Genomic DNA, 22,747 nt, shown 5'->3' with positions numbered 1-22,747 from the left:
ACCCAACGCTTCTTATTTGCTTACACCGGCGGAATACCATCCGGAGGGTTGTCGTCAAAGCCGTGCATGCGCAGAGCCCATTGCAATCCGACCACGGCTCCCTTGACCGGCTGGAGCAACGCGAGCGAGGCGAAGAACGTGAAGGGCAGATAGGCTGCGAAGCTGAGCCAGACCGGCGTCGTGTAGTTGGTCTCGATCCAGAGGATGCCGGGCACCACGATGTGGCCGACGATGACGATGACGAGATAGGCAGGCAAATCGTCGGCGCGATGTGGCGTGAAGTCGAGGCCGCACACCGAGCAATGATCGGCGGTCTTCAGGAAGGCGCGGAACAGCTTGCCTTCGCCGCAACGCGGGCAGCGGCCGCGGAAGCCGCGCTTCATTGCTGTCCAGACGTCGCGCTTCTCGACGAGGCCGGTCTCGCGCGTCCAGATCTTTGGGGCCGTGCTCATCGTCACCATGCCTTGCCCTTTTGACCCTTGCCTTTTCCTTTGTTCTTCTTGCCCTTGCCGGGCTTCTTCGGCTTCGCCGGCTTGTGCTTCTTCGCCGGACTGCGTCCGGGATGCGCCTTGAACGAGGGGCGGCGTTGCGGACCAGGCCGCCTGCGGCCCTGCGGCGCGGTTTCGCCGCTCGACGACAGCAGCTCGAAGCGCAGCGCGCCTGCGACGGGGGCTGCTTCTATCAGACGGACGTCGACCACGTCACCCAGCTGATGCATGGTGCCGCTGCGCGTGCCGACGAGGGCGTGGCGGCTCTCGTCATAGTTGAAATATTCCGTGCCAAGGGATCGGATCGGGATCAGGCCGTCGGCGCCGGTATCAGTGAGCTTGACGAACAGGCCGGCGCGCGTGACGCCGGAGACGCGGCCCTGGAAGCTGGCGCCGATGCGGTCGGCGAGGTGATGGGCGATCAGCCGGTCCACGGTCTCGCGCTCCGCCTTCATGGCGCGCCGCTCGGTCACCGAGATGTGGGCGGCGACCTCGCCGAGGCTTTCCGGCGTCTCGCTGTCCGGCAGCGCGCCTTCGCCGAGGCCGAGCGCGCGGACCAGCGCGCGGTGCACGACGAGGTCGGCATAGCGGCGGATCGGCGAGGTGAAATGCGCGTAGCGGCGCAGGTTGAGGCCGAAATGACCGTAATTTTCGGAGGAATATTCAGCCTGGGCCTGGGCGCGCAGCACGACTTCGCTCACCAGCGGGAAGTGGTCGTGGCCTTCGAGCTGGGCCAGCACGCGGTTGAACAGGGCCGGGCGCAGCGCGCCTGATTTGGCGAAGGGAACGTCGAGCGTCTCCAAGAACTCTGCGAGCGCGTGGACCTTCTCCAGCGTCGGCTCGTCATGCACGCGGTAGATCAGCGGCAGCGACTTCTTCTCCAGCATCTCGGCGGCCGCGACGTTGGCGAGGATCATGAACTCCTCGATCAGCTTGTGCGCATCGAGACGTTCAGGCACGACGACGCGATCGACGGTGCCGTCGCTCTTCAGGAGGATCTTGCGCTCGGGCAGATCGAGATTGAGCGGATCGCGCTCGTCGCGGGCGCGCTTGACGCAGGCATAGGCGGTATAGAGCGGCCTCAGGATCGGATCGAGCAGGGGACCGGTGGTGTCATCCGGCCGGCCGTCGATCGCGGCCTGCGCCTGCGCGTAATTGAGCTTGGCCGCCGATCGCATCAGGATGCGGTGGAAGGTATGCGAGCGCTTGCGGCCGTCGGGGCCGATCACCATCCGCACCGCGAGCGCGCCGCGCGGCTCGCCCGGCACCAGCGAGCAGAGATTGTTGGAGATGCGCTCGGGCAGCATCGGCACGACGCGGTCAGGGAAATAGACCGAGTTGCCGCGATCGAGCGCGTCGCGGTCGAGCGCGGTGCCGGGCCGGACGTAGAAGCTCACATCGGCGATGGCGACGTTGACGATGAAGCCGCCCTTGTTGTTGGGATCGTCATCGGCCTGCGCATGCACCGCGTCGTCATGATCTTTCGCATCGGGCGGATCGATGGTGACGAGCGGGACGTCGCGCCAATCCTCGCGCCCCTTCAGGTTCGCCGGCTCAGCCGCTTCGGCTTCACGCTCTGCCGCGGGGCGGAATTGCAGGGGGATGTCGTGCGCGTAGATCGCGATCAGGCTGATCGCCTTCTCCGACTTGACCGAGCCGAGCTTTTCCTTGACGCGGCCTGAAGCAAGGCCAAAGGCGCGCGAGCGGATGATGTCGACGCTGACGAGGTCGCCGTCCTGCGCGCCCTGCGTGTCGGCCGCGGCGATGTTCAGCTCGCGGTCGGCAGACTTCTTGTCGACGGGGACGAGCCGTCCGCCGCCTTCGGGCAGCTCGCGGAACACGCCGAGGATGCGGCTCTTGGCCTTGTCGAAGACCTTGATGATGTGGCCGCGATAGGCCGGGCCTTCGGCCTCGTCGAGGCGCTCGACGCGCAGCAGCGCGCGGTCGCCGACACCGGCGGCGGTGCCGGGCTTCGGCCGGCGCGGCATGACGATGAGGATTTTTGGCGGTTCGCCGCTTTCGACCTCGTCCCATTCGGTGGGGGAGGCGATCAGTTCGCCATCGGAGTCGCGGCCGGTGATGTCGGCGACCAGCGTCGATGGCAGGGTGTCCGGTTCCGAGACCTTGTGGCGCTTCTTCTTGATGGTCCCGTCGTCGGCGAGCTCGCGCAGCATGCGCTTGAGCTCGACGCGATCGGCGTTCTTCAGGCCGAACTCGCGCGCAATTTCGCGGGTGCCGACGTTTCCCTGATTTGCCTTGATGAAGGCGACGATGGCTTGCCTGTCGGGAAAGCCACGGTCATTCTTGCGTTTCACTTAACCTCTAACTCTTGCCGGCACTCTTCTTGGCCGGAGTATTTGCAGGATTCTTGCTGGCGGCGGCCTTGGTCGGCGACGTCTTTGCGGTCGACGACACGGCGGCGCGCGCCTTGCTGGTGGATTCGGATTTGGCCGCGGCTTTCTTCGCGGCCGGTTTCTTGGGCTTCGGCGCGGTATCATCGCCGTCGGCGGCCTTCGCCGCGGCGGCCTTCTTGGCCTTGGCCGGCTTCGCCGCCTTCTTCGCCTTGGTCTTGCCGCCGCCCTTGGCCGCGCGCTCGTCGATCAGCGCGATCGCCTGCGGCAGCGTGACGGTGTCCTTTTCGAACTCGGCCGGGATCGTCGCGTTGACGCCGCCCGCGGTGACATAGGCGCCGTAGCGGCCGCTCTTCACGGTGACGGTGCCGAGCGTCGGATGATCGCCGATCGCCTTGCCGGGGTCGGCGCCGAAGCGGCGGCTCGGGCCCTTGGCGACCTTTTCCGCGATCAGCGTCACCGCGCGGTTGAGGCCGATGTCGAACACCTCGTCGCCGGCCTCGAGGCTGGCATAGGTCTTCTCGTGCTTCACGAACGGCCCGAAGCGGCCGAGGCCGGCGGTGATCGGCTGGCCGGTTTCAGGATGCTTGCCGATCTCGCGCGGCAGCGACAACAGCTTGAGCGCAAGCTCGAGCTCGACATCGCCGGGCGAGGTGCCCTTCGGGATGCCCGCGCGCTTCGGCTTCTCGCCCTCCGCATAGTCCTTCTGCTCGCCGAGCTGGATATAGGGCCCGAAGCGGCCGGCCTTGACCCAGACGTCGAAGCCGGTGTCGGGATCCTGGCCGAGCGAACGGTCGGCGGTCGCCTCGCTGTCGGCGGCAAGCTGGCGGGTGTAGCGGCACTCCGGATAGTTCGAGCAGCCGACGAAGGCGCCGAACTTGCCGGCCTTCAGATTGAGCCGGCCATTGCCACAGCTCGGGCACTGCCTGATGTCGCCGCCGTCGGCGCGGGGCGGGTAGATGTGCTGTCCGAGCATGTCGTCGAGCACATCAAGCACCTGCGCCACGCGCAAATCCTTGATCTCGTCGACGGCGCCGATGAAGCCGCTCCAGAAATCCTTCAGCACCTGCTGCCAGGAGATCTCGTTGTTGGAGATGCGATCGAGCTGCTCTTCCAGATTGGCAGTGAAGTCGTATTCGACGTAGCGGCTGAAGAAGCTCTCGAGGAACGCGACCACGACGCGGCCCTTGTCCTCGCCGTGCAGGCGCTTCTTCTCGAGCTTGACGTAGCCGCGGTCCTTCAGGACCTGGAGGATCGAGGCATAGGTCGAGGGCCGGCCGATGCCGAGCTCTTCCATGCGCTTGACCAGCGAAGCCTCGGAGAAGCGCGGCGGCGGCTCGGTGAAATGCTGGGTGACGGCGAGCGACTGCCGCTTCAGGCCGTCGCCGGCGCTCATGGCGGGCAGGCGGCGGGAGTCCTCGTCCTCTTCGTCGTCGCGGCCTTCCTGGTAGAGCGCGAGGAAGCCGTCGAACTTGACGACCTGGCCGGTGGCGCGCAGCTCCAGCGTACGGCCGCCCACCTTCGCGGTGATGTCGACGGTGGTGCGCTCGAGCTCGGCCGCTTCCATCTGGCTCGCGATGGTGCGCTTCCAGATCAGCTCGTAGAGCCGTGCCTGATCGGAATCGAGCTTGCGGCTCATGCTGTCCGGGCGGCGGGACATGTCGGTCGGGCGGATCGCTTCGTGCGCTTCCTGGGCGTTCTTGGCCTTGGCCTGGTACTGGCGCGGGGCCTCCGGCACGTAGGCGTTGCCGTAATCCTCGCCGATCACCTTGCGCGCCTGGGTGATCGCGGACGGATCGATCTGCACGCCGTCGGTACGCATATAAGTAATGAGTCCGGTGGTCTCGCCGCCGATGTCGATGCCTTCATAGAGGCGCTGGGCGATGCGCATCGTGTGCGCGGGCGCAAAGCCGTATTTGCGGCTGGCTTCCTGCTGCAGCGTGGACGTGGTGAAAGGCGCCTGCGGATTGCGTCGGGCGGGTTTTGCGTCGACCGTGGTGACCGCGTAGGCGGCGGCTTCCAGAGCTTTCTTGAAGTCTTCGGCTTCCGCGCCGGTGCTGATGTCGAGACGTTGGATCTTCTTGCCGTCGGCGCCGACGAGGCGGGCCTCGAACGCATCGCCGCGCGGGGTGAGCAGGGTCGCGATCAGCGACCAATATTCGCGCGGCACGAATTTCTCGATCTCGAGTTCGCGGTCGCAGACGAGGCGCAGCGCCACCGACTGCACGCGGCCGGCCGAGCGGGCGCCCGGCAGCTTGCGCCACAGCACGGGGGAGAGGGTGAAGCCGACGAGATAGTCCAGCGCGCGGCGCGCCATATAGGCGTCGACCAGCGCTCCGTCGATCTGGCGCGGATGCTTCATCGCGTCCGTGACCGCCTGCTTGGTGATGGCGTTGAACACCACGCGCTCGATCTTCTGGTCCTTGAGCGCGCGCTTCTCCTTCAGCACCTCCAGCACGTGCCAGGAGATGGCCTCGCCCTCGCGATCAGGGTCGGTGGCGAGAATCAGGCGGTCGGCGTTCTTCAGAGACTTGGCGATATCGTTGAGCCGGCCGGCCGCCTTGGGGTCGACCTCCCAGATCATCTTGAAATTGGCGTCGGGATCGACGGAACCGTTCTTCGCCGGGAGGTCGCGGACATGGCCGAACGAGGCCAGAACCTCGTAGGACGAGCCCAAATACTTGTTGATCGTCTTGGCTTTCGCCGGCGACTCCACAATGACGATATTCATGTAGTTCCAGTAACTTACGGGGAAATTCTGGGCCGAATTCGACGAGATTCGGGTCGGCCGTTTCGAACCGAACATGGGTGGTGAGGCCGTCGCTGTCAAATCGAGGGGTGCAGAAAGCGGCCGCGATGGGAAAAGTTTCATATCGAGAAAGTTGCAAATTACCACCTTGGAGTTGCGATCGATGTGGGCGTAATGTTGCCGCGGGGCATGGATTCGGGGTGGGGTCTGGTGACTAAGCCAGGAAGGAAACGGGCGCGCGCCGCATCAGGCGCGCCGGGAGGCTCGCGTCACGAGGAACCGGGAGAGGGCGGCGCCGACGAGGCGGTGGCCTATATCGCCGAGCAGGTGGCGGTGCTGCGCAAGCTCGCCGAGCGCCACAGGCTCGACGTGCTGCATTATCTCCTAGGGATGACGCAGCTCGAGGCCGACGAGCACCTGCGGCTGCGCACCAGGCGCAAGCTGTCGTGAGGCTCTCATGTCGTCCCGGCGAAGGCCGGGACCCATACCGCGAGGTCTATCGATCTGAGCGGGGGGCTAATTCCGAACCACGAGTCTTCGCCTAATCGCTCCCTGTGGTTATGGGTCCCGGCCTTCGCCGGGACGACCATGAGGAGAGATCGTGCGCGCTGTCATCCTGTTGCGCGCCGCCGCGGCGCCGGCCGCAGCTTTACCGCCGTATCCGCCTGGCTGAGCAGCCGGCCGTCCTCCGCGCGCAGCTCGAGCTTGCGCACCGGGCGGCCCTTCGCGCGATCGACCAGGATGGTCGCGATCTGCTCGGGGTGGTCGTCGAACGCCTCGCTCCATTGCCGGAGCGCGACCAGGATCGGGAAGGTGCCGCGGCCCTTCGGCGTCAGCAAATATTCAGAATATGCGCTGCCGTCGGAGGCGGGGGCGGTCTCCAGAATGCCGTGATCGACCAGTGCGCGCAGCCGCGCGGCCAGGATGTTCTTGGCCATGCCGAGCTTGCTCTGAAACTCGCCGAAGCGGCGCAAACCGAACAGCGCCTCACGGATGATCAAGAGCGACCACCAGTCGCCGATCGCCTCCAGCGAGCGTGCGATCGGGCAGGTATCGCCCTCGAAGCTGGTTCGTTTCACCATCGTCTTGGTCCTTTCGCGTTCGCCCGATTCCTGCGGCGATCACGCGCTTGTGTGGTTGCATCATAAAACCAAATGGCCTAGATGGCAACGTAGTTTCATAATGAAACCGCTGGAGGCGAACGTGAGACTGAAGAACAAGACGGCATTGATTACGGGCGGCAACGGCGGCATCGGTCTTGCGACGGCAAAGCTGTTCGTGGCCGAGGGCGCCAAGGTGGTGATCACCGGGCGCAACAAGGAGACGCTGGCGGCCGCCGCCAAGGAACTCGGCCCGAACGCGCTTGCGGTCGTCGCTGATGCCACCGACATCGCCGCTACTGAAGCTGCGATCAGGCAGGGCGCCGAGAAGTTCGGCAAGTTCGACATCGTGTTCGCCAATGCCGGCATTCCCGGCAGCACGCCGCTCGGTGCGGCGACGCTGGAGGTCTTCGAGAAGGTGATCAGCACGAACCTCACTGGCGTGTTCTTCACGGTCCAGTCTGCGCTGCCTTATCTCAACGACAACGCCTCGATCATCCTCAACGGCTCGGTGATCTCGGTGCTCGGCATCCCCGGTTACTCCGCGTACGGCGCGGCGAAGGCCGGCGTGCGGGCGATGGCGCGGATCATGGCCTCGGAGCTGTCGCCGCGCGGCATCCGCGTCAACGTCGTCGCGCCGGGCGCGATCCGCACGCCGATCTGGGGCGCCGCGATCGCAACGCCTGAAGCCGAGAAGGCGTTCGAGAAACGGATCGCGCTGTCGACGCCGCTCGGCCGCATTGGTGAACCCGATCACATCTCGAAGACGGTGCTGTTCCTCGCCTCCGATGACTCCGCGCATATTCAAGGCCAGGAGATTTTCGTCGATGGCGGCGCGGTCGCCTCGCCGAGCGGCGCGCCGATCTATCGCGGCTGATCAAATCAAGCGCAAATTGAATCGGTCGACGCGGCCACATCGGTTGCGCCGGCCGGTTTCCTCGTCCTGCAGGATGTATTTTCTGAACCTTGCGTGATGAGGTTGAACCTTGCCGCAAGCTGCCAAGACACTTTTACGGGCAGGGGGTCACAAGACTCATTTTCAGGGAGCCCGTCATGCCAAAGGCAGCTCGCATTTTTTCGTCGATTTCAGCACCGCGCATTTTCACCGAGCGTTCCGCCATTCCCGCCAGGCGCTCCGACAGATCGGAGCTCATCGCGGTGGCCCTTTTCTCCGGCATCGGCCTGTTCATTTCGCTCGTGGCCGTCATCCTGGGCATGCAGGGCGCCTGGTTTTAGCCCGTGCGACCTGTCAGCCGCCGCCGGAATCCGGCGGCGGCCGTTGCGGTTGGCGTGAGCCTCACGCCGCCTGAAGGCTGGTGGCTGCCTGAAGTGCGCCGGCCAGCGCTTTCTCACGATGATCCGGCCCGACCTGGATGCCGTCGGCGGAGATGAACTCGGGATCGGTGATGCCGATGAAGCCGAACACCCAGCGCAGATAGGTTTCGAGATGTTCGCCGGCCGCGTATGGCGTCTCCGCGCCGTAAAAGCCGCCGCGCGAGATGGCCACGATCACCCGCTTGCCGCCGGCAAGGCCTTGCGGGCCATTGGCGCCGTATTGGAACGTCTTTCCCGCCACCAGGATACGGTCGATCCAGGCCTTGAGCTGGCTCGGGATGGTGAAATTGTACATCGGCGCGCCGATCACGACGATGTCGGCAGCGAGGAACTCGTTGAGCACGGCCGCGCTCGCGGCAAGGTCGGGTCCGAGTTCCGTCGGCGCAGGCGCGCCTTGCGCGGCCGCCAGATGCGAGCCGGAGAGGTGAGCGAGCGGGGTCTGGGTCAGGTCGCGATAGATGATGTCCAGCGAGGGCGTCGCCTGCCGGAGACGGTCGACGATGGCGGCGGAAACCTGCCGGCTGACGGAGTGGGGGCCGAGCACGCTGGAGTCGATATGGAGGAGTTTCATTGAGGTCACCCATGGTATAGATTTGTAACCCGCACTACATGAGTGACTGTCGAAACCCCCGCAAGAACGCACTTTTTTGAGCCATGGGCACATTATTGAAACCTGCGCACATCGATCTGCCCGCTTCGCCAAGGCCGGGTCAAAGGCCCGATCCCAACCATGCGGACTGCCGCGGGGTCGCCTCCGTGCTGTCCCGGGTCGGCGACAAATGGAGCGTGTTCGTCATCATGATGCTCGGCGACGGACCGAAGCGCTTCAATGAGCTGAAGCGCATGATCAACGGCATCTCGCAGCGGATGCTGACGCTGACGCTGCGCGGGCTGGAGCGTGACGGCCTCGTCACGCGCACGATCTTCCCGACCATTCCGCCGCGCGTGGACTATGAGCTGACCGATCTCGGCCGCGGCCTGTCGCGGCCCGTTGAGGCGCTCGGCAAGTGGGCGATGGAGCATCTGGCGCAGATCGAGGCCGCACGGACGCGGTTCGACAAGCGCGGCGAGCACTAAAGCAGCGACACCAATCCGCCGCCGTGGCGTTCGAGCCGGCCGGCGAGCTCGAGCTCCAGCAGCACGGTGCGGACGATGGCCGGCGAGGCGCCGGACATCCGGACGAGATCGTCGAGCGAGATCGGCACAGGGCCGAGCAGGCCGGTGATCTGGTCGCGGTCGTGCGTCTGCGGATCGGCTTCGAACGGCTCGCTGTCGGGTTCGCGCGCCCGATGCATCGGCGGTCGCTCCATGATCGGTGCGACCGCGTTGATGATGTCGGCAGCTTCGGTGACGAGCGTTGCGCCCTGCTTGATCAGATCGTTAGTGCCGGCGGCGCGCGGATCGAGCGGTGAGCCCGGCGCCGCGAACACCTCGCGGCCCTGTTCGGCCGCCATGCGCGCGGTGATCAGCGAGCCCGAGCGGTGGGCGGCCTCCACCACGACCACGCCGAGCGAAGCGCCCGAGATCAGCCGGTTGCGGCGGGGGAAGTCGCGGGCGCGCGGCTCGTGGCCGAGCGGCATCTCGGAGATCGCCGCGCCCGCGTGATCGAGGATCGCTGTGAGCAAATCGCCATGCTCGGGCGGATAGATGCAGTCATGTCCGCCGGCGAGCACGGCGATCGTTCCGCTCGCGACGCTCATGCGATGCGCGGCCTGATCGACGCCGCGGGCGAGCCCGGAGATGATGATGAAGCCGGCTTCGCCAAGCTCACGTGCGAGCTGCCCGGCGAACTTCAGCCCGGCGCCGGAAGCGTTGCGCGAGCCGACGATCGCGATCATCGGCCGCATCAAGGTTTTGGTGTCGCCGCGCACCGCGAGCAGCGGCGGGGCGTCGTCGAGCGTCGAAAGCCGCGCCGGATAGCCGTCCTCGCCGGGCGCGAGCCAGGCGATGCCGAATTTGCGGCTGGCGGCGAGCTCGGCTTTCGCCTCGTCCGCACTACAGATGCGCCCCGACCGCGCCGCGCCGCCGCGGCGCGCGAGATCCGGCAGCCGCTCGAGCGCGGCGCGCGCGGTGCCGAAATGATCGACCAGCGAGCGGAAGGTGCGCGGCCCGACATTGTCGGAGCGGATCAGCCGCAGGCGGTCGATCCGCTCAGTCTCGGTCAGCTCCACACTGGGGTTGATGGCGTCCACGGTGTCTCCTTGCAGGCACAGCATGGAACAACCTGAGGGCGTGGGCAACAGCGACGTGCGCTTGATCAGGCTTCAGAGGCACGGCGAGAAGACCCGACGTCGTCCGACGGGTCCTCCGGAGGGTCGTCCATTCAGCGCGCGTGCGCCGGCTGAGCGACGGCGACGCCGTTCCGCGAGACGCGCGCGTCAAGGCTGAGCGCACCGGCGCCGAAGGCGAAGATCTGAAGCAGGCCGCCCGCCATCATCACGTTCTTGAGGAAATGGATCATCTGGTTCTGGTCGGCGAAGTTGTTGTGGAAGGAGACCGCTGCGGCCAGCGAGAACACCGCCATCGCCAGCGCGACCGAGCGCGCCTGATAGCCGGCGATCAGCAGCAGGCCGCCACCGAGCTCGACGAGAACCGCGATCGCATAGGCCAACGGCGGCACCGGCAATCCTGCGGAGGCGATGTAGGCGGTCGTCGCACCATAAGCGGCGAGCTTGCTGAAGCCGCTCATTGCGAAGGGGACGCCGATCAGCAGCCGGCCCACGAGAGAAGCATAACGGGTCGTATCCATGGTAGTCGCTCCTGTGCTTGTTGGGGGCCGACGGCGCGCCGCTCGGCCTGTGTCCACAAACTGGCCCGATCCAATTGCAGCCGAAATAGAAATGATTGAAAGTCATTGTTTCCAATTTTGATCCTGACGGCGCGATGTCACGGAGGCGGACGCTCTGGTCGCGCCGTTGGTCTCGCTCGATTTCACGCATGGATCGACCGCGTCTACATGCGTTTGCGCGACTTTGCCCCGATGCTAAAAGCGATACCAATAAGAAGGGTATTGCCATGATCTCACTCGCCGACCTCCAGCGCCGCATTGAAGCGGGCGAGCTTTCGCCCGATGCCGCCATCGCCCAATCGCACGCGGCGATCGAGGCGCGGGAGAAGGAGGTCCATGCCTTCGTCCGCCACGACAAATCGGCAAGAGCGCAAGCCTCCGGCCCGTTGCGCGGCATCGCCGTCGGCATCAAGGACATCATCGACACCGCCAATATGCCGACCGAGATGGGCTCGCAGATCTATCGCGGCTGGCAGCCGCGTTCGGACGCGCCGGTCGTGATGATGCTGAAGCGGGCGGGCGCCACCATCATCGGCAAGACCACGACCACGGCGTTCGCCTCGCGCGATCCGACGCCGACGCTCAATCCGCACAATCTTGGCCATACGCCCGGCGGCTCGTCCTCGGGCTCGGCGGCGGCGGTTGGCGCCGGCATGATCCCGCTGGCGCTGGGCACCCAGACCGGCGGCTCGGTGATCCGGCCCGCCGCCTATTGCGGGACGGCCGCGATCAAGCCGTCGTTCCGGATGCTGCCGACGGTCGGCGTGAAGTGCTATTCGTGGGCGCTCGACACGGTCGGCCTGTTCGGCGCGCGCGCGGAGGATCTCGCGCGCGGACTGCTGGCGATGACCGGCCGCAGCGAATTCTCCGGCATCGTCCCGGCCAAGGCACCGCGCATCGGCGTGGTCAGGCAGGAGTTCGCAGGCGCTGTCGAGCCGGCCGCTGAAGAGGGCCTGCAAGCCGCGATCAAGGCGGCCGAGCGCGCCGGCGCCAGCGTGCAGATCATCGACCTGCCCGAAGCGGTGCAGGAGGCCTGGCGCATCCATCCGATCGTCCAGGACTTTGAGGCGCATCGCGCCCTCGCCTGGGAGTTTTCCGAGCATCACGACGAGATCGCGCCGATGCTGCGCGCCAGTCTCGATGCGACGGTCGGCCTGACGCCGAAGGATTATGACGAGGCGCGCCGGATCAGCCGCCGCGGTCGCCGCGAGCTCGGCGAGCTGTTCGAAGGTTTCGACGTGCTCCTGACCTATTCGGCGCCCGGCACGGCGCCGGCCAAGGAGCTCGCGAGCACCGGCGACCCCCGGTACAACAGGCTCTGGACGCTGATGGGCAATCCTTGCGTCAACGTGCCGGTGCTGAAGGTTAATGGCCTGCCAATCGGCGTGCAGGTGATCGCGCGCTTCGGCAACGATCCGGGCGCGCTCGCGACGGCGTGGTTCCTGGAGGATGCGCTGGCGCGGGCCTGACGCGGGGCACCTCAACTTTATTTGAGCGCGAAGGATGCAACCGCGCCCGGGCTGAGCCGACCAACTGAACTCATGGCTCTCCCAGACAAACAGACCCCACGCAGCTCGCAATTTTTCGGCGCGGGCGAGGGACTCGGCGACATCGTCGAGTCCCTCTGGGATGCCGATCTCGACGATGCCGCAGCCGCCTGCGCACGGACCATCAAGGTTCTGCCGACGCCGTCGCCAGTCCTGATCGTGCACTATCGCGCGCCGATGGCCTCGCAACGCGGCGTCTACAAGCGCACCATCAACGGCATGCATACCCGCGCAGCAGTGCTGAAGCCGAGCGGTTCGCTCGGCGTCGTGTCGGTGCGGCTCAAGGCCGACGCGGCCGACCGCGTGCTCGGCGTGAAGCCTGCCGATCTGCTCGATGCCAGCATCGATCTGTCGGACATTTTTGGCGATGGCGCTGCCGCGCTGCTCGAAGAACAGCTCGCGGAGGCCGGCAGCGCGGCCGCGCGCGTGACCTGCATGCGAGACTTCCTCCGGACGAGGACAGGGCCCGGCCGTCTCGATCCGCTGGTCGCGCAGGCGATGCGCGCGATCAGGCGGGATCCGGCGATCTCCATGCGCAGGCTTGCCGGCGATCTCGACATCGGCGAGCGTAGCCTGCAGCGGCGCTTCAAGGCCGAGACCGGTGCAAGCGCAAAGCAGTTTGCGCGGATCGAGCGGATGCAGCGGGCGATTGCCGCGCGCCGGGCTGGTTCCGACTGGGCCGATGTCGCGCACGCGACCGGTTTTACCGACCAGGCGCATCTGATCCGCGATTTCCGCACGCTCGCGTACGCTTCGCCGGAGGCGTTCTGCCGTCAGTCGTCGATCGCCAACGTAAGGGCCTGGAACGCCGAGCTCGCGGCGTCGGATTTTTACAATACCTTCGTCGCCTAGGCCGCTACCAGCGCATCTCCCTGGATTGCAAGGAGAAGCAAACATGCTGACCGAGATCGCCCGCGGCACGCGGCTGCGCAATGCCTTCAACAAGGAGACTTTTGTCTTCTCAGGACCGCTCGACAATCCCGGCGTCGGGCGCTTCGGGGTGATCCTCGAAAAAGGCGGCTCGGGCGGCGGCAATGCGCTGGTGCACGTTCATCCCGGCGCGGACGAACACTTTGCGGTCAAGAGCGGGCGCATCAAGGTCGTCGTCGACGGGCGCGAGCAACTGGTCGATGCCGGCGGCACCGCGATCGTGCCCCGCGGCCGGCCGCATTATTTTGCCAATGTCGGCGAGAGCAATGCCGATCTCGAGATCTCCTTCGTCCCGGCGCAGCAGCATCTGCGCTTCTTCGCCAATTTCGCCACGCTCACGGTCAAGCAGCCCGCGTGGTTTTCGAGTGCCGGCGAGGCGAACTTTCTTCTGATCGCGTTGGTGCTGCACACCTATCGCGATCATCTCTATCTCGCCGGCGTGCCGATCTGGCTTCAGAAGCTGCTGTTCGCTCTCCTTGCTCCGGTGGCGCGGCTCGCCGGCTACCGGATGGCGATCGAGCCGCTGAGCGAGACGCTTGCACGGGCCGGCGTCGCGGCCTGAGTTGAAAGCTCAGGACAGTGCTGGCTCGATAGCGGGCAGGGCGCGCTGGGCCTCGGCGCCTGTCGCGCCTTGCCCGAGCCAGCGCCCAGCGGCTTCGCGGCCGCTCCGGTGCAGCAGGCGGATGAAGCCGCGGCCGAGATCGGCTGAGCTGCGCTGCGCCAGGCCTTCAATCGAGTCTTCCGCCGCGATCCTGGAGAGCCGCAGCGAGGTTGCGGCGTGCGATTGCGCCCATGCGATCGCCGCGACCTCGGCATTGAGCACGGCGTTGGCGGTGATCTGGTCGAGCCGGCGGTCGATGGCGGCGAGCGTGATCGGCACGTAGCTGTCGCGGGACGGGGTGAGCTGGACCAGCAGCACGTCGGTCGCCGCCGTCTCCTGCGCCAGCTTCAGCAGTGGCGGATTGCCGCCGAAGCCGCCGTCCCAATAGGCCTCGCCGTCGATCTCGACGGCGCAGTGGACCAGGGGCGGACAGGTCGAGGCCAGCGCGACGTCGGTCGTGATGGCCTCATTGCGAAAGATCTGCTGCTGCCCGTCGCGGATCCGCGTCGCCGCGATCAGGAGCTTTGGCGACCTCGCCGCGCGCAGCGCCGCGAAATCGATGTCGCGCGACAGCGCCTGCCGCAGCGGATCGAGATCGAACGGATCGAACTGGCCCGAGCGCAGCGTCGGCCCGAACGCGACCGAGCTTCCCGTCGGCGAAAAGCCGCCGACCAGCATCAGCGAGCGGAACGAGGCCTCGTGCATCAGGCGGACCCAGAACCGGTTCAGCCGCGAGCGTGCAGCTTCACGGCCGCCCTCGGCGAGGCCGCAGGCGAGCAGCAGTGCATTGACGGCGCCGGCGCTGGCGCCGCTGATCGTGTCGATCTCGATATCAGGCTCTTCCAAGAGCCGCTCCAGCACGCCCCAGGTGAAGGCGGCAAAGCTGCCGCCGCCCTGCAGCGCCAGCGAAAGTTTTCGCGGTGGCCATTGTCTTGAAGGGACCTCGCGCGCGACAGGCGCGGCGACGGTCGCGGTCTCGACGCGCTGCGGCGTTTGCGCAACGGACGCGGGCGGCGGCGCTGGCGATGGGACGGCGGCGGGCTCTGGAGCCGGTGGCGGCGAGGGCGCATCGGACCAGATGTCCGTCATGGACAGCAGTCGGCTCGCCGCAGTGCGTGGCGCAGCTTGCGAACCACCGTCGATATGCGCGCCGACCATCTTCTCGCTCATTCTGAGCAACCGCGTAACGCCTTTTGCGCTGTCAGGATGACAGGCATGGAACTCGTTCGCCACTCTGGCCACGACTGGCTTTTGAGTTGCGAACAGGATTTGGCGCATAATGCGGAAGGAGCGGGGCGGTATCCGTACTTTTTCCCGGCGTCAGATTTTGTTTTGACGCGTTTTCTTGACGCGAACGGGTATCCACTTCGCTCGAAAACGCTCTAGGCCTTCTCGCCGATGCGGCTTTCCTTGCCCGATTGCAGCCGCTTGATGTTCTCGCGATGCGCGTAGAACAGCAGCAGCGTCAGCACGGCGAACAGCGCAGACAATGCGAGGTGGCCGAACCACCACAGGAAAATTGGCGTGATGAAGGATGCCACCAGCGCCGAGAGCGACGAATAACGCGTGGTGAAGGCGGTAGCCAACCAGAGCAGGCAGAACACCACCGCGGCCGGCCAGAACAGGCCGAGCAGGATGCCGATATAGACGGCGACACCCTTTCCGCCCTTGAACTTGAGCCAGACCGGGAAGAGATGGCCGAGGAAGGCGCCGAGGCCCGCCACCATCGCGGCATTGGGGCCGGCGATGGAGCCGGCGATCACGACTGCCACGGTGCCCTTCAACGCATCGAGCAAGAGGGTGCCCGCAGCAAGGCTCTTGCGTCCCGTGCGCAGCACATTGGTGGCGCCGATGCTGCCGGAGCCGATCGAGCGGATATCTTGCGTGCCGGCGAGCCTGGTCAGGATCAGCCCGAACGGAATCGAGCCGAGGAGGTAGCCGATGAGGAGCGCCACCGGCAAAAATGCTTCAAGACCCATGGCTGCAAATCCTTTGGCCGCATCTCCATGCTGAACTGCGACGCCACGCATGATCCTGTCCCGATCCGCTGCCGCGGTGCAGGGCGACACCCAATACCGTCACCCTAGACATGCTCGTAGACCGTCCGTCCGCCGACAATGGTGCGCACCACGCGGCCTGTAAAGCGGGCCTCGTCGAACGGGGTGTTCTTGCAGGGCGATTTGAGCTCGGCGGGATCGACCACCCAGGGGACGTCGGGGTCGATCACGATCACATCCGCCGGGCTACCTGCGCGCAGGGTTCCACCGGGCAGGCCCAGAATTTCGGCCGGCCGGGTCGACATCGCCCGGATCAGCGTCTTCAGGTCCAGCTCGCCATTGTGCATCAGACGCAGGCCGGCGGGCAGCATGGTCTCGAGCCCGACGGCGCCGGGAGCGGCTTCCGCGAATGGCAGGCGCTTGACCTCGACGTCCTGCGGATTGTGGTCGGACATGATGACGTCGATGAGGCCGGAGGCGACGGCTGCGACCAGTGCGCGGCGGTCGTCCTCGGTGCGCAGCGGCGGCGACAGCTTCAGGAACGACCGGTAGGGCCCGATATCGTTCTCGTTGAGCGCAAGATGATTGATCGAGACCGAGGCGCTGACGGCGAGCCCGGCGTCGCGGGCGCGCTTCAGGACGTCGAGCGAGTCGATGCAGGACAGCGAGGCGGCGTGATAGCGGCCGCCGGTCAGCGCGACGAGGCGCATGTCGCGTTCCAGCATCACGGCTTCCGCTGCGTTCGGAATGCCCATCAGGCCGAGCCGCGAGGCGAACTCGCCCTCGTTCATGACGCCTTCGCCGACGAGATCGGGGTCTTCGGCGTGATGCACGATCAGCGCGTCGAAATCGCGCGCGTAGGTCAGGGCCCGGCGCATCACCTGGGCGTTGGTGACGCTTCGGTCGCCGTCGCTGAAGGCGATGGCGCCGGCGGCCTTGAGCAGGCCGAACTCGGTCATCTCCTCGCCGCGCATACCCTTGGTCAGCGCCGCCATCGGCTGGATGTTGACGATCGCGGTGTCGCGGGCGCGGCGCATCACGAAGTCCACCGTCGCCGAATTGTCGATAACGGGCTCCGTATCGGGCTGGCAGATGATGGTGGTGATGCCGCCGGTCGCGGCCGCCTGGCTCGCGGAGGCAAAGGTCTCGCGATGGCTGAAGCCGGGCTCGCCGACGAAAGCTTTCATGTCGATCAGGCCCGGGGCCACGATCTTGCCGGCGCAGTTGACGACATCGGTGCCCTCGGGGACGCCGGCGGCGCCGATGCCGCGGCGGGTCTCGCGGATGATGCCGTCGGCAATCAGGACATCGCCGGGGCCGTCGAAATCCCTGCTGGGATCGACGACGCGGGCGTTGGCGAGCAGGATGGGACGGCGGTCAGTCAGCATGAGCATCACGCGTTCGGCAAGTTGCGGGCGAGCGCTTCGAGCACGGCCATCCGCACCGCCACGCCCATCTCGACCTGTTCGCGGATCAGCGATTGCGCGCCGTCGGCGACCGCGGTGTCGATCTCGACGCCGCGGTTCATCGGGCCGGGATGCATGACGAGAGCGTCCGGCTTGGCATAGCCAAGCTTTTTCTGGTCCAGCCCGAAATAGTTGAAATATTCGGAGGTCGACGGCACGAAGGAGCCGTTCATGCGCTCGCGCTGGAGCCGCAGCATCATGACGATATCGGCGCCGTTGAGTCCCTCGCGCATGTCGCGCGCAACCTCGACGCCCATCCGCTCGATGCCGGTCGGCAGCAGCGTGGAAGGGCCGACGACGCGGACGCGGGCGCCCATGGTGTTGAGCAGGATGATGTTGGAGCGGGCCACACGCGAATGCAGCACGTCGCCGCAGATCGCGACCACGAGGCCCTCGATCCGGCCCTTGTTGCGACGGATGGTCAGGGCGTCGAGCAGCGCCTGGGTCGGATGCTCGTGCGCGCCGTCACCGGCGTTGATCACGGAACCGTCAACCTTGCGGGCCAGCAGTTCCACCGCGCCTGAGGCGTGATGCCGAACCACCAGGATATCCGGGTGCATGGCGTTGAGCGTCATCGCGGTGTCGACCAGCGTCTCGCCCTTCTTGATGGACGAGGAAGACACCGACATGTTCATGACGTCGGCGCCAAGCCGTTTGCCGGCGAGCTCGAACGAGGATTGGGTCCGGGTGGAGGCCTCGAAGAAGAGGTTCACCTGCGTCCGTCCACGCAGGACGGTGCGCTTCTTGTCAACCTGGCGGTTGAGCTCGACATATTCTTCGGACAGGTCGAGCAGGCCGGTGATGTCGGCCGCGGAAAGGCCCTCGATGCCCAGCAAATGCCGGTGGCCGAGGACGAAGGTCGATTTCGATGTCATTAAAACGAGAGCTATAGGCGGGGATGGCTGGGGGGGCAAGGGCCAATGCCGGGGCGGGGAGTTATCCCCTGATCTGTCGGTGCGGGCTCATCCTCTCCGTCATGCCCGGGCTTGTCCCGGGCATCCACGTTCTTCTATCGCATTTGACGCAAATAGGGCGTGGATGGCCGGGACAAGCCCGGCCATGACGATGTGGAGGCTTTTGTTGAAGACAACTCTGACAGCGCTCTTGGTCGTCGCATTTGTTGGCGATGCCCACGCCCAATCGCTCCCCGGCGGCTTCGTCTATCTGCGCGACATCGATCCGGCCATCATCCAGGACATCCGCTACGCCACGTCCAACAATTTCGTCGGCCGTCCGCTCGCCGGCTACGGCGCCGGCGAGTGCGTGGTGAAGCGGGAGGTGGGGCTGCGGTTGAAGGCGGTCCAGCAGGACCTCGCCGCACAAAACCTGTCGCTCAAGATGTTCGACTGCTACCGGCCGGCGCGGGCCTCGCTCGACATGGTCGCGTGGTCGCAGAACGGCCGTGAGACGGCCGCCGAGCGGCGCTACAATCCCAGGATTCCCAAGACCGAGCTGTTTCGCCTCGGCTACATCGCAAGCCGCTCGCAGCATTCGACGGGCGCGGCGCTCGATCTCACCTTGGTCGATCTCAAAGCCGACAACGCCGGCAAATATGATCCGTCGAAAACCTATGCCGACTGCACCGCGCCGGTTGAGGCGCGGCCGCCGGAGGGCAGCGTGGACATGGGCACCGGCTACGACTGTACGGACGCGAAGGGCCATACCGCAGCACCGTCGATCACACCGGACCAGCGCGCCTGGCGCAAGCGGCTGGTGGCTGCGATGGCCAAGCAAGGCTTTGTGAACTATTCGAAGGAGTGGTGGCATTTTTCCCTGCCGGGCGCAGGCGGGGCGGCCTATGATTTCCCGATCCAGCCGCGGCGGAACTGATTCCGCGCCGGGGAAGCAAGATGACCCAGCCCAGCTTCGCAACTCACGAGGTTTTCAACCAATCGCCGCCGTTCGAGGATGTCGATCTGTTCGCCGTGGACCGGCCGCTGGTCGAGGCGGTCAAGGCCAATGGCGGCGCTACGGCGGAGCGGGAGCTGTCCGAGTTCGGCAAGCACTGGGGCTCGGCCGCGATGGCCGATCGCGGGCGCGTGGCGAATGAGAACAAGCCCAAACTGCGCAGCTTCGACGCCAAGGGCAATCGCCGCGACCAGGTCGAGTTTCATCCTGCCTATCACGAGCTGATGGCGCATAGCGCGCATGCGGGCGTGCACAATTCGACCTGGACGGCGGAGGGGAAGCCGGCGGGTGATGCCGCCGAGGTCATTCGCGCCGCAAAATTCTACATCGCCTCGCAAGTCGAGACCGGGCATCTCTGTCCCATCACGATGACGCGCGCTTCCGTCGCCGCGCTGGCGATGCAGCCTGATCTGCTCGCGCGCGTGATGCCGGTGCTGGCGACCAAGAGCTACGATCCGACATTCGCGCCGTGGTGGGACAAGCGCGGCATGACGCTCGGCATGGGCATGACCGAGAAGCAGGGCGGCACCGACGTGCGCGCCAACATGACGCGCGCGGTGCGTGACGGCGACGCCTATCGCATCACCGGCCACAAATGGTTCATGTCGGCGCCGATGTGCGATGCGTTCCTGGTGCTGGCGCAGGCCGATGAGGGGCTGACCTGCTTCTTCATGCCGCGTTTTGCGCCCGACGGGTCCGTCAATGCGATCCAGTTCCAGCGGCTGAAGGACAAGCTCGGCAATCGCTCCAATGCGTCCTCCGAGGTCGAGTTCGTCGGCGCTTATGCGCAAGCGGTCGGCGAGGCGGGCAAGGGCATCCGCACCATCATCCAGATGGTGCAGCTGACGCGGCAGGATTGCGCGATTGCCTCCACCGGCCTGATGCGCTCGGGGCTCGCGCATGCGCTGCATCATGCGCGTCACCGCAGCGTGTTCCAGAAGCATCTGGCCGATCAGCCCTTGATGCAGGCGGTGCTGTCGGACATGGCGCTGCATGTGGAGGCCAGCGTCGCCCTGGTGATGCGGCTCTGCCGCGCCTTCGATCGCACCCCGCACGATGCGGCGGAGGCCGCCTATATGCGGCTGCTCACGCCCGCGATCAAATACTGGACCTGCAAGAGCGCGCCCGCTTTCCTCTACGAGGCGATGGAATGCCTGGGCGGCAACGGCTATGTCGAGGACGGCATTCTGGCGCGCCACTACCGGGAGTCGCCGGTCAACGCGATCTGGGAAGGCTCGGGCAACGTGATGTGCCTCGACGTGCTGCGCGCGCTCTCGCGCGAGCCGGAGGCGGCGACGGCGGTGCTGCAATCGCTTGCCGCCGAGACCAAAGCTCTGCCGGGGACAGGCGAGGCGGCGGCGTTTATCGGCAAGACCTTCCGCCGCGCCGACGGCGAGCGCGTCGCGCGGCTCGCGGTCGAGAAGCTGGCACTGCTTGCGGCGGCCGCGGCGCTCAACGGCGTGTCGCCGCGCCATGCCGAACTGTTCGCGGCCACGCGCCTCGCCACCACCCACGCCAGCATGTACGGCGCGGTGGAGCTTGAGAGCGGTGACGTGCGCGCGCTACTGGAGAGGGCGCTGCCTTGAAAGGGACGAGCTCTCTCCATTCCGTCATGGCCGGGCTTGACCCGGCCATCCACGTCTTGCTGCGCGGCATGAAGAACGTGGATGCCCGGGCCTTCGCCGCGCCGAAGCGGCTTCGGCCTCGCAGGCGGGACAAGCCCGGGCATGACGACCCTCCGATGTTTCGCCGCCCCTGACGAAAGCCCCCTGATGGACTCCCTCAATCCCGAGCATCCGCCACTGATCATGACGCCCGCGGATCCCGCGCCGCGCGTCTGGAAGTTCTTCGGTACGGCGCTGTGGGGCCTTCTCATCTTCGTCGCGATGTTCGTCGGCCAGGTCGGGGCGATCCTGCTGCTGGCCGCGCTGCGCGGCCTTCCGATCGACATGGCCTCGATCCAGTCGGTCGGCCGCGAGCCGGCAGCGCTCGCGCTGTCGGTCATTGTGGGCCTGCCGGCGACGCTGGCGGCGGTATGGCTCGCCATCCGCATCAAGAAGGCCTCCTTCGTCGACTATCTCGCGCTGCATTGGCCGTCCTGGAAGCAGCTTCTGTTCGGCGTGGTCGGGCTTATCCTGGTCGTGCTGGCCTGGGAGACGATGTCGCGGAGCCTCGGCCGCGAGGCGACACCGGGCTTCATGACCGATCTGTTGCAATCGGGCCGCGACAAGGGCGCGGCCATCCTGCTGCTGTTCGCCTTCAGCGTGGCGGCGCCGATGTCGGAAGAGGTGCTGGCACGCGGCTTCCTCTATCGCGGCTGGTTGGCGAGCTTCCTGCGCGTGCCCGGCGCGATCATCCTGTCGTCGCTGGTGTGGACGGTCGTGCATCTTCAGTACGACATGTACTTCCTCGCCGAGGTCTTCACCATCGGCCTGTGGTTCGGCTACATGCGCCATCGCGCCAACTCGCTCTGGCTCACGATCGTGCTGCACGCGCTGAACAACATGACTGCGGTGGTGCTGACGATGTGGCTGGGGGGCTGAACCGCCGCCAGGCCCGCCTCAGGCCACCAGCGCGATCGCGATCGGCATCGTGACCGCCGCCAGGATGGTCTGCAGTGTGATGATCTGCGCCAGTAGCGGCGCATCGCCGCCCATCTGGCGGGCCAGCACATAGGCGCTGGGGGAGGTCGGCACCGCCGCACAGATCGCGACGATTGCCAGACTGTTGCCCGACAGCCCGAACCAGGCCGCAAGTGCCAGCGCCAGCACAGGCATCAGGACCAGCTTGAAGGCGACGCCGATCGTCGCACTCAGGCTGGGACGCAGGAGGCCCTTCAGATGCAGGCCCGCACCGGTGACGAGCAGGCCGATCGCCAGGGATGACCGGCTCAGCGCGTCCGCAACTTCATGCCAGATGTTCGGCAGCGGCAGGTGCATGAGATTGACGAGGAGGCCGATCGCGCAGGCCCATATCAGAGGATTGCGGATCACCGTCGTCACGATCGCGCGTGCGGACTGTTTTTCCGGCGCGGCATAATGGGCGAGCACGGCGACGCTGAACACGTTGACCAGCGGGATGATCGCGACCATCGCGACGGATGCCAGCGCCAGCCCGACATCGCCGAACATGTTGGCGGAGACGGAGAGCGCCACATAGGTCTGCCAGCGCGTCGCGCCCTGGAAGATCGAGGTGAAGGCGGGGCCGTCGATGTCGAGCCGCGCCAGCGCGGGGCGCAGTGCGAGGCAGAGCAGCGACATCGCCAGCGCCGACAGCAGCAGCGCGCCGCCGACGCCGGCGACCGGCACCTTGGAAAGGTCGGCCTTCACCAGCGTCTGGATCAGCAGCATCGGAAACAGCACGAAATAGGTCAGCCGCTCCAGCCCGTGCCATTGCGTATCCAGCCGCATCAGGCTGTGCCGGAGCACGACGCCGAGCACGATGAGGATGAAGACCGGCAGCAGCGCCGCGATCACGACGGCCATGG

22 protein-coding genes are annotated in these 22,747 nt (G+C 66.3%); 10 read left to right on the top strand and 12 right to left on the bottom strand.

Annotated elements, in window-relative coordinates:
- Nucleotides 1–20: 20 nt before the first annotated feature.
- From A3M7_RS0129795 to topA, 3 genes are read right to left on the bottom strand one after another with little or no spacing between them, the layout of a single operon-like run.
- Complete coding sequence (locus A3M7_RS0129795; protein WP_027547209.1) at nucleotides 21–461, bottom strand: DUF983 domain-containing protein; 441 nt, start codon at nucleotides 459–461, stop codon at nucleotides 21–23.
- A complete protein-coding gene (gene rnr, locus A3M7_RS0129790; protein ID WP_027547208.1) occupies nucleotides 455–2,803 on the bottom strand; it encodes a ribonuclease R in 2,349 nt (782 codons plus the stop codon). The genes A3M7_RS0129795 and rnr overlap by 7 nt, the downstream gene beginning before the upstream one ends.
- Before the next feature lie 7 nt (nucleotides 2,804–2,810).
- Nucleotides 2,811–5,570, bottom strand: a complete 2,760-nt coding sequence (gene topA, locus A3M7_RS0129785; protein WP_027547207.1) for a type I DNA topoisomerase — start codon at nucleotides 5,568–5,570, stop codon at nucleotides 2,811–2,813.
- A 228-nt stretch (nucleotides 5,571–5,798) separates the two neighbouring features.
- Between topA and A3M7_RS0129780 the strand changes: the two genes are divergently transcribed.
- Complete coding sequence (locus A3M7_RS0129780) at nucleotides 5,799–6,038, top strand: hypothetical protein (protein ID WP_027547206.1); 240 nt, start codon at nucleotides 5,799–5,801, stop codon at nucleotides 6,036–6,038.
- A gap of 161 nt (nucleotides 6,039–6,199) precedes the next feature.
- Here A3M7_RS0129780 and A3M7_RS0129775 read toward each other — a convergent pair whose 3' ends face one another.
- The gene (locus tag A3M7_RS0129775) at nucleotides 6,200–6,670 is read right to left on the bottom strand and encodes a helix-turn-helix domain-containing protein (protein WP_027547205.1); all 471 of its coding nucleotides are present in this window, start codon (nucleotides 6,668–6,670) and stop codon (nucleotides 6,200–6,202) included.
- A gap of 121 nt (nucleotides 6,671–6,791) precedes the next feature.
- Here A3M7_RS0129775 and A3M7_RS0129770 point away from each other — a divergent pair, with 121 nt between their 5' ends.
- Together A3M7_RS0129770 and A3M7_RS0129765 are read left to right on the top strand one after the other, a co-directional pair.
- Nucleotides 6,792–7,565, top strand: a complete 774-nt coding sequence (locus tag A3M7_RS0129770; RefSeq protein WP_027547204.1) for an SDR family oxidoreductase — start codon at nucleotides 6,792–6,794, stop codon at nucleotides 7,563–7,565.
- A gap of 176 nt (nucleotides 7,566–7,741) precedes the next feature.
- On the top strand, nucleotides 7,742–7,924 hold the full coding sequence (locus A3M7_RS0129765; RefSeq protein ID WP_027547203.1) for a hypothetical protein: 183 nt from the start codon (nucleotides 7,742–7,744) through the stop codon (nucleotides 7,922–7,924).
- A gap of 61 nt (nucleotides 7,925–7,985) precedes the next feature.
- Here A3M7_RS0129765 and A3M7_RS0129760 read toward each other — a convergent pair whose 3' ends face one another.
- Nucleotides 7,986–8,594, bottom strand: coding sequence for an FMN-dependent NADH-azoreductase (locus A3M7_RS0129760; RefSeq protein WP_027547202.1), 609 nt, complete (start codon nucleotides 8,592–8,594; stop codon nucleotides 7,986–7,988).
- A gap of 83 nt (nucleotides 8,595–8,677) precedes the next feature.
- Between A3M7_RS0129760 and A3M7_RS0129755 the strand changes: the two genes are divergently transcribed.
- A complete protein-coding gene (locus tag A3M7_RS0129755) occupies nucleotides 8,678–9,100 on the top strand; it encodes a helix-turn-helix domain-containing protein (RefSeq protein WP_027547201.1) in 423 nt (140 codons plus the stop codon).
- On the opposite strand, the gene dprA is transcribed toward A3M7_RS0129755, so the two are convergent.
- Both dprA and A3M7_RS0129745 read right to left on the bottom strand, forming a co-directional pair.
- On the bottom strand, nucleotides 9,097–10,239 hold the full coding sequence (gene dprA, locus A3M7_RS0129750; protein WP_049823753.1) for a DNA-processing protein DprA: 1,143 nt from the start codon (nucleotides 10,237–10,239) through the stop codon (nucleotides 9,097–9,099). The two genes, A3M7_RS0129755 and dprA, sit on opposite strands and share 4 nt — an antisense overlap.
- Before the next feature lie 107 nt (nucleotides 10,240–10,346).
- Nucleotides 10,347–10,772, bottom strand: a complete 426-nt coding sequence (locus tag A3M7_RS0129745) for a DoxX family protein (RefSeq protein ID WP_027547199.1) — start codon at nucleotides 10,770–10,772, stop codon at nucleotides 10,347–10,349.
- 266 nt (nucleotides 10,773–11,038) lie between these two features.
- Between A3M7_RS0129745 and A3M7_RS0129740 the strand changes: the two genes are divergently transcribed.
- The 3 genes from A3M7_RS0129740 to A3M7_RS0129730 all read left to right on the top strand — a co-directional run bounded on the left by A3M7_RS0129740 (nucleotide 11,039) and on the right by A3M7_RS0129730 (nucleotide 13,850).
- Complete coding sequence (locus A3M7_RS0129740) at nucleotides 11,039–12,280, top strand: amidase (RefSeq protein WP_027547198.1); 1,242 nt, start codon at nucleotides 11,039–11,041, stop codon at nucleotides 12,278–12,280.
- Between the two features lie 72 nt (nucleotides 12,281–12,352).
- Nucleotides 12,353–13,210: an AraC family transcriptional regulator gene (locus A3M7_RS45085; RefSeq protein ID WP_049823752.1), complete on the top strand. Its 858-nt coding sequence runs from the start codon at nucleotides 12,353–12,355 to the stop codon at nucleotides 13,208–13,210.
- Nucleotides 13,211–13,253: 43 nt separating this feature from the next.
- Nucleotides 13,254–13,850 (top strand): cupin domain-containing protein, encoded by a 597-nt coding sequence (locus A3M7_RS0129730; RefSeq protein WP_027547197.1) that lies wholly within the window; start codon nucleotides 13,254–13,256, stop codon nucleotides 13,848–13,850.
- 9 nt (nucleotides 13,851–13,859) lie between these two features.
- Here the strand turns inward: A3M7_RS0129730 and A3M7_RS0129725 are convergent, their stop codons facing one another.
- The 4 genes from A3M7_RS0129725 to A3M7_RS0129710 form a co-directional block, all read right to left on the bottom strand.
- Nucleotides 13,860–15,059 (bottom strand): patatin-like phospholipase family protein, encoded by a 1,200-nt coding sequence (locus tag A3M7_RS0129725; protein ID WP_027547196.1) that lies wholly within the window; start codon nucleotides 15,057–15,059, stop codon nucleotides 13,860–13,862.
- 212 nt (nucleotides 15,060–15,271) lie between these two features.
- On the bottom strand, nucleotides 15,272–15,868 hold the full coding sequence (gene plsY, locus A3M7_RS0129720; protein ID WP_027547195.1) for a glycerol-3-phosphate 1-O-acyltransferase PlsY: 597 nt from the start codon (nucleotides 15,866–15,868) through the stop codon (nucleotides 15,272–15,274).
- A gap of 104 nt (nucleotides 15,869–15,972) precedes the next feature.
- Nucleotides 15,973–17,274: a dihydroorotase gene (locus A3M7_RS0129715; protein WP_027547194.1), complete on the bottom strand. Its 1,302-nt coding sequence runs from the start codon at nucleotides 17,272–17,274 to the stop codon at nucleotides 15,973–15,975.
- A 5-nt stretch (nucleotides 17,275–17,279) separates the two neighbouring features.
- A complete protein-coding gene (locus tag A3M7_RS0129710; protein ID WP_027547193.1) occupies nucleotides 17,280–18,227 on the bottom strand; it encodes an aspartate carbamoyltransferase catalytic subunit in 948 nt (315 codons plus the stop codon).
- 190 nt (nucleotides 18,228–18,417) lie between these two features.
- Here A3M7_RS0129710 and A3M7_RS0129705 point away from each other — a divergent pair, with 190 nt between their 5' ends.
- The 3 genes from A3M7_RS0129705 to A3M7_RS0129690 all read left to right on the top strand — a co-directional run bounded on the left by A3M7_RS0129705 (nucleotide 18,418) and on the right by A3M7_RS0129690 (nucleotide 21,803).
- Complete coding sequence (locus A3M7_RS0129705) at nucleotides 18,418–19,182, top strand: M15 family metallopeptidase (RefSeq protein ID WP_245284350.1); 765 nt, start codon at nucleotides 18,418–18,420, stop codon at nucleotides 19,180–19,182.
- Nucleotides 19,183–19,202: 20 nt separating this feature from the next.
- A complete protein-coding gene (locus tag A3M7_RS0129700; protein WP_027547191.1) occupies nucleotides 19,203–20,846 on the top strand; it encodes an acyl-CoA dehydrogenase family protein in 1,644 nt (547 codons plus the stop codon).
- 186 nt (nucleotides 20,847–21,032) lie between these two features.
- Nucleotides 21,033–21,803, top strand: a complete 771-nt coding sequence (locus tag A3M7_RS0129690) for a CPBP family intramembrane glutamic endopeptidase (protein WP_027547190.1) — start codon at nucleotides 21,033–21,035, stop codon at nucleotides 21,801–21,803.
- Between the two features lie 18 nt (nucleotides 21,804–21,821).
- Here the strand turns inward: A3M7_RS0129690 and A3M7_RS0129685 are convergent, their stop codons facing one another.
- The gene (locus A3M7_RS0129685; RefSeq protein ID WP_027547189.1) at nucleotides 21,822–22,745 is read right to left on the bottom strand and encodes an AEC family transporter; all 924 of its coding nucleotides are present in this window, start codon (nucleotides 22,743–22,745) and stop codon (nucleotides 21,822–21,824) included.
- Between the last annotated feature and the right edge of the window lie 2 nt (nucleotides 22,746–22,747).

The organism is Bradyrhizobium sp. WSM2254 (genome assembly GCF_000472645.1).
GTDB lineage: Bacteria > Pseudomonadota > Alphaproteobacteria > Rhizobiales > Xanthobacteraceae > Bradyrhizobium > Bradyrhizobium niftali.
The sequence above is the reverse complement of the archived record's forward strand: the minus strand, read 5'-3'. Positions and strand labels throughout refer to the sequence as shown.

Excerpts from the sequence above, each read along its gene's own strand:
- A3M7_RS0129705 (WP_245284350.1), top strand. The coding sequence starts at position 18,418 with ATGTGGAGGCTTTTGTTGAAGACAACTCTGACAGCGCTCTTGGTCGTC.
- A3M7_RS0129715 (WP_027547194.1), bottom strand. The coding sequence starts at position 17,274 with ATGCTGACTGACCGCCGTCCCATCCTGCTCGCCAACGCCCGCGTCGTC.
- A3M7_RS0129760 (WP_027547202.1), bottom strand. The coding sequence starts at position 8,594 with ATGAAACTCCTCCATATCGACTCCAGCGTGCTCGGCCCCCACTCCGTC.
- A3M7_RS45085 (WP_049823752.1), top strand. The coding sequence starts at position 12,353 with ATGGCTCTCCCAGACAAACAGACCCCACGCAGCTCGCAATTTTTCGGC.
- A3M7_RS0129725 (WP_027547196.1), bottom strand. The coding sequence starts at position 15,059 with ATGAGCGAGAAGATGGTCGGCGCGCATATCGACGGTGGTTCGCAAGCT.
- A3M7_RS0129690 (WP_027547190.1), top strand. The coding sequence starts at position 21,033 with ATGGACTCCCTCAATCCCGAGCATCCGCCACTGATCATGACGCCCGCG.
- A3M7_RS0129795 (WP_027547209.1), bottom strand. The coding sequence starts at position 461 with ATGGTGACGATGAGCACGGCCCCAAAGATCTGGACGCGCGAGACCGGC.
- A3M7_RS0129775 (WP_027547205.1), bottom strand. The coding sequence starts at position 6,670 with ATGGTGAAACGAACCAGCTTCGAGGGCGATACCTGCCCGATCGCACGC.
- A3M7_RS0129700 (WP_027547191.1), top strand. The coding sequence starts at position 19,203 with ATGACCCAGCCCAGCTTCGCAACTCACGAGGTTTTCAACCAATCGCCG.
- A3M7_RS0129730 (WP_027547197.1), top strand. The coding sequence starts at position 13,254 with ATGCTGACCGAGATCGCCCGCGGCACGCGGCTGCGCAATGCCTTCAAC.
- plsY (WP_027547195.1), bottom strand. The coding sequence starts at position 15,868 with ATGGGTCTTGAAGCATTTTTGCCGGTGGCGCTCCTCATCGGCTACCTC.
- A3M7_RS0129745 (WP_027547199.1), bottom strand. The coding sequence starts at position 10,772 with ATGGATACGACCCGTTATGCTTCTCTCGTGGGCCGGCTGCTGATCGGC.
- A3M7_RS0129765 (WP_027547203.1), top strand. The coding sequence starts at position 7,742 with ATGCCAAAGGCAGCTCGCATTTTTTCGTCGATTTCAGCACCGCGCATT.
- A3M7_RS0129710 (WP_027547193.1), bottom strand. The coding sequence starts at position 18,227 with ATGACATCGAAATCGACCTTCGTCCTCGGCCACCGGCATTTGCTGGGC.
- dprA (WP_049823753.1), bottom strand. The coding sequence starts at position 10,239 with ATGCTGTGCCTGCAAGGAGACACCGTGGACGCCATCAACCCCAGTGTG.
- A3M7_RS0129755 (WP_027547201.1), top strand. The coding sequence starts at position 8,678 with ATGGGCACATTATTGAAACCTGCGCACATCGATCTGCCCGCTTCGCCA.
- A3M7_RS0129740 (WP_027547198.1), top strand. The coding sequence starts at position 11,039 with ATGATCTCACTCGCCGACCTCCAGCGCCGCATTGAAGCGGGCGAGCTT.
- A3M7_RS0129685 (WP_027547189.1), bottom strand. The coding sequence starts at position 22,745 with ATGGCCGTCGTGATCGCGGCGCTGCTGCCGGTCTTCATCCTCATCGTG.
- topA (WP_027547207.1), bottom strand. The coding sequence starts at position 5,570 with ATGAATATCGTCATTGTGGAGTCGCCGGCGAAAGCCAAGACGATCAAC.